At 43.7% G+C, this 4,473-nt stretch carries 4 protein-coding genes; 2 read left to right on the top strand and 2 right to left on the bottom strand.

Translation table 11 applies throughout. The features are described from left to right. Together AC1DPZ_RS22600 and AC1DPZ_RS22595 are read left to right on the top strand one after the other, a co-directional pair. On the top strand, positions 1-220 hold a 220-nt coding region (locus AC1DPZ_RS22600; protein ID WP_477407705.1), incomplete at its 5' end, for a UvrB/UvrC motif-containing protein. Positions 221-359: 139 nt separating this feature from the next. After that, positions 360-1,640, top strand: coding sequence for a NupC/NupG family nucleoside CNT transporter (locus tag AC1DPZ_RS22595; RefSeq protein WP_477407703.1), 1,281 nt, complete (start codon positions 360-362; stop codon positions 1,638-1,640). Positions 1,641-1,812: 172 nt separating this feature from the next. On the opposite strand, the gene AC1DPZ_RS22590 is transcribed toward AC1DPZ_RS22595, so the two are convergent. Continuing rightward, positions 1,813-2,526, bottom strand: coding sequence for a ThuA domain-containing protein (locus AC1DPZ_RS22590; protein WP_477407701.1), 714 nt, complete (start codon positions 2,524-2,526; stop codon positions 1,813-1,815). A 97-nt stretch (positions 2,527-2,623) separates the two neighbouring features. After that, a complete protein-coding gene (locus AC1DPZ_RS22585) occupies positions 2,624-4,333 on the bottom strand; it encodes a GMC oxidoreductase (RefSeq protein WP_477407699.1) in 1,710 nt (569 codons plus the stop codon). Positions 4,334-4,473: the final 140 nt, after the last annotated feature.

The following is a 4,473-nucleotide window of genomic DNA, read 5'->3' as shown; positions in this document are numbered from 1 at the left end:
GTCAACCGCAGGTATCGTTATTGAGGGCAACGACTTTGTTTACCTCGAAAACATCAATGAAAGCCAGGAAGAAAAATCAGTAGGCACAGCGGTAGGCAGTGGTTTTGCRTCGCTAAGCATTGATGAACTAAAAACAAAACTGCAGGAGGCCCTTGCCGAAGAATCATACGAGAAAGCTGCAAAAATCCGCGACGAGCTGAATAAACGTAAGGCCTCTTAATGATTTCGCATTTGGGAATTTCGATTTCGGATTTTTTATTGATCATTAAATCAAAAAATTTACAAATCCGAATTCCCACATCCGAAATCTAAAATCCTTTTCCTAATTTAAGCCCTGATTAATTTACTATAACTATTGCATGGAAAGATATACCGGGTTCATAGGTATTGCACTGATCTTCGGGATCGCTTTTTTAATGTCAAACAACCGCAAGGCCATTAATTACCGGGTGGTGTTATCGGGCTTAGCTGTTCAGCTTTGCTTAGCGCTCTTCATATTAAAAACAGATATTGGTAAAGAAAGTTTTGGATTTTTGGCCGAAGGGGTAAAAAAGATTCTCTCATTCTCAGACCAGGGCGCCGAATTTGTTTTTGGTATTGTTGCCAATAAAGACGCCCAGCTTACCAGGGTTTTAGGTGCCCAGTATAGCTTTATATTTTTTTTCAGGGTGATACCAACTATTGTTTTTGTGGCGGTATTAATCAGCATACTGTACCACCTTGGTATTATGCAACGGATTGTAAAAGGTTTTGCATGGGTAGTTTATAAATTAATGGGGGTAAGTGGCGCCGAGGCAGTATCAAACGTAGGAAGTGCGTTTGTTGGGCAGGTTGAAGCACAGATCATGATCAAGCCGTATCTGAAGCACATGACCATGTCTGAGCTTTTGGCATCTATGACAGGCAGTATGGCTTGTATAGCGGGTGGTGTAATGGCAACCTATATCGCTTTGGGCGTACCTGCAGAATACCTGCTGGCTGCAAGTATCATGGCTGCTCCGGGAGCCCTGGTGATCTCTAAAATTGTTTGGCCGGAAACTGAAGTATCCGAGACCAAAGGAAGCGTATCTCTCGAAGTCAAGAAAACTGATGCCAACCTGGTTGGCGCCATATCGCACGGTGCAAGTGATGGTTTAAAGATCGGTTTAAACGTAATAGCGATGCTGATTGGCTTTATAGCTATTATAGGCCTGTTGGATTATGTGTTGGGCAAGACAGGTTTCTTTTTAGCCACTCACCTGCATATGGGTTTGGATTTTATCAATATCGATCTTAAAACGCTTAGCCTGAAACAGATCTTAGGCGCTGTATTTTCCATTTTTGCATGGGCTATGGGCGTACCTCATAAAGATATAAAGTTAGCGGGCTCATTAATGGGCACCAAAATGGTACTGAACGAGTTTGTAGCCTACCTCGACCTTGTTAAGGTGAAGGGGACTATGGATCCCAAAACATTGGTGATCACAAGCTTTGCACTTTGCGGATTTGCTAATTTTAGTTCCATAGCCATACAGGTTGGTGGTATTGGTGAGCTTGCCCCCGAAAGGCGTGCCGACCTTGCCAAATTGGGTGTTAAAGCATTAATCTGCGGAACGTTGGCCTCTTATCTATCGGCAACAATCGCCGGTATTTTAATGTAGTTTTATTGAAGTACATATCCGCGCGTCATTATAATCTGAACCGGAATTTATCGAATTCAGGAAATTTCCAGAATGCTTTTAAAATTCTGTTAATTCTTAAATTCGATAAACGGCGCAGCCCTCTTGAACACCATTGAAAATAACCAATAGTGAAAAATTCCGGTTCAAACAACTACTTCTTCCCTATCGCGTACTCAATACCACCCAACAGATGTTTCAGGTATAAGGGATCGGCGTATGATTCATCTGTATGTCCTAATTCGGTATAAAATGCCCTGCCGCCGTCAAAGCTATGGTACCAGCTCATCGGGTGATTATCACCGTTTTCGCCGCCGGTATAGCTTTTTTCATCTATCTTGATCAGCACATGCAGATCATCACCTATCCATTTGTAGTTATACCATTCGTCCCAACGTTTCCAGTCTGCGGGCAGATGTTTGGTGGCAATAAAATCACGGTCGACCACATGCAGAACAGCATCTTGTTGCTTGGGGTGACTTTTAAAATATGCGCCCACCAGTTTCCCGTACCATGGCCAGTCATATTCCGTATCAGTAGCGGCATGTACGCCTACAAAGCCGCCGCCCGCTTTAATGTATTGTTCAAATGCCGCTTGCTGCGTATCATTTAACACATCACCGGTGGTGCTTAAAAATATTACAGCCGCGTATTGCTTCAGGTTGGCAGTTGTAAACTTTTCGGAGTTGGTAGTACTATCCACAACAAAACCATTCTCCGCTCCTAATTTCATAATTGCAGGTACACCTACCGCAATAGAATTATGATGAAAACCGGCTGTTTTAGAGAAAACCAACACCTTGGTTTTGGCTGCTGCATTAATAATGGATGTGCCTATCAGTAAGCAAATAATAGTTAGTTTTTTCATATTTAAGTGTCAAGTAGTTAGTATCAAGACTTTTTGTAAATGAAAATTCGAATACTCGTCTTCAAATTTTCAAATCCTCAAATCTTCAAATTGAAAATTACAAATTCCCTTTCTTCAGCTCATCGGCAGCAAAATTTGCTGCGCGGGCGGTTAATGCCATATAGGTTAACGATGGGTTTTGGCATGCCGATGAGGTCATGGCTGCGCCATCGGTAACAAAAACATTTTTGGCATCCCATACCTGGTTATGCTCATTAAGTACTGAGGTTTTAGGGTCGCGGCCCATACGGGCGGTACCCATTTCGTGGATGCCATCGCCTACGTTATGYCCCCTATCGTGCGTTTTAACATTTTTAACACCGGCACTTTCCAGCATTGCTTTGGCCTCTTTAACAATGTCGATACGCATCTTCTTTTCATTCTCCCTGATCACGGCATCCATTGATAAAATTGGCAGGCCCCATTTGTCTTTGCGGCTTTTATCAAGGGTGATCTTGTTATCATGGTAAGGCAACAGTTCGCCAAAACCGCCGATGCCTATCTGCCAGTCACCTGGTTCGCATATAGCATCCTTATATTGCGCGCCGATATTCATTTCGGCTATTTCACGGCTCCACCCGGTACGGCTTGCTGCTCCCTGGTAACCAAAGCCGCGCAGGTAATCGCGTTTATCGCCAAACAAGTTGGCAAAACGTACCACATAAATACCATTGGCGCGGCGACCGTAATAGTATTTATCCTCGAAACCCTCTACCATGCCGGATGCACCCAGGTTATAATGGTGATCCATAATATTATGTCCCAGTTCGCCACTGCTGCTGCCCAAACCATCAGGCCAGATGTCGGTAGCCGAGTTCATGAGCACCCAGGCACTGTTTAATGCCGATGCGTTTACAAATACAATTTTAGCATGAAACTCATAGGTCTGGTTAGTTTCGGCATCAATCACTTCTACCCCCGTAGCTTTTTTGGTATCCTTATCATAAATAATTTTTGTAACTATTGAATAAGGCCTTACGGTTAAATTCCCCGTTGCCAAAGCTGCAGGCAGGGTTGATGATTGCGTACTAAAATATCCTCCAAACGGGCATCCCTCCCAGCACCTGTTCCTGAATTCGCATTTAGTACGGCCAGGTATGGCTGCTGTGAGGTTTGCTGTCCGGCCAATGATCATATGCCTTGTACCACCATAATTCTTTTTAATCCGTTCGGCCACATCTTTCTCAACCCAGTTCAGGTCCATAGGTGGCAGAAAATGTCCATCCGGTAATTGGGGAAGCCCTTCCAACGACCCGCTGATGCCGGCAAACTTTTCTACATGGTCATACCATGGCGCCAGGTCTTTGTACCTGATAGGCCAGTCAATTGCCCATCCGTCTTTAGCGTTTGCTTCAAAATCAAAGTCACTCCAGCGGTAGCTTTGCCTGCCCCATAAAATAGACCGACCACCCATCTGGTATGATCGCCACCAGTTAAAAGGTTTAACTTCGTGGTATGGCGCCTCCTGCTCATTTACCCAATAGTCCATAATAGCTTCCTGCGCGCCCCAGTTACGTGAAATTACAGGTCTTGCTTTGCGCTGCTCCTGTGTTACAGCTCCACGGTGTTCAAAGTCCCAGGGGTCTTTACCCGCGCTTTTATAATCTTTAATGTGTTCAAACTTTCTTCCACGCTCAAGCATGATGGTTTTTAAGCCTCTCCCGGTTAATTCTTTAGCCGCCCAGCCACCGCTGATTCCCGAGCCGATAACAATAGCGTCGTAGGTGTTTCCGGCTTTGGCATTGCCGCTTACATTGTTTAATGGCATAATTTCACTAATTGGTTGTGAGTAAATTAAGAAATGGTTTTTCAATTGGATAAAACAATATTATCAATTAAAATTAACTAAAGCAATCATTTAAAAATAAAACTGCAATCGATTGTGAAGAAGTTTTCTGTGTAACTATG

It is taken from the genome of Mucilaginibacter sp. P4_G9, from assembly GCF_056400985.1.
This window is presented reverse-complemented; position numbering and strand designations above follow the sequence as displayed.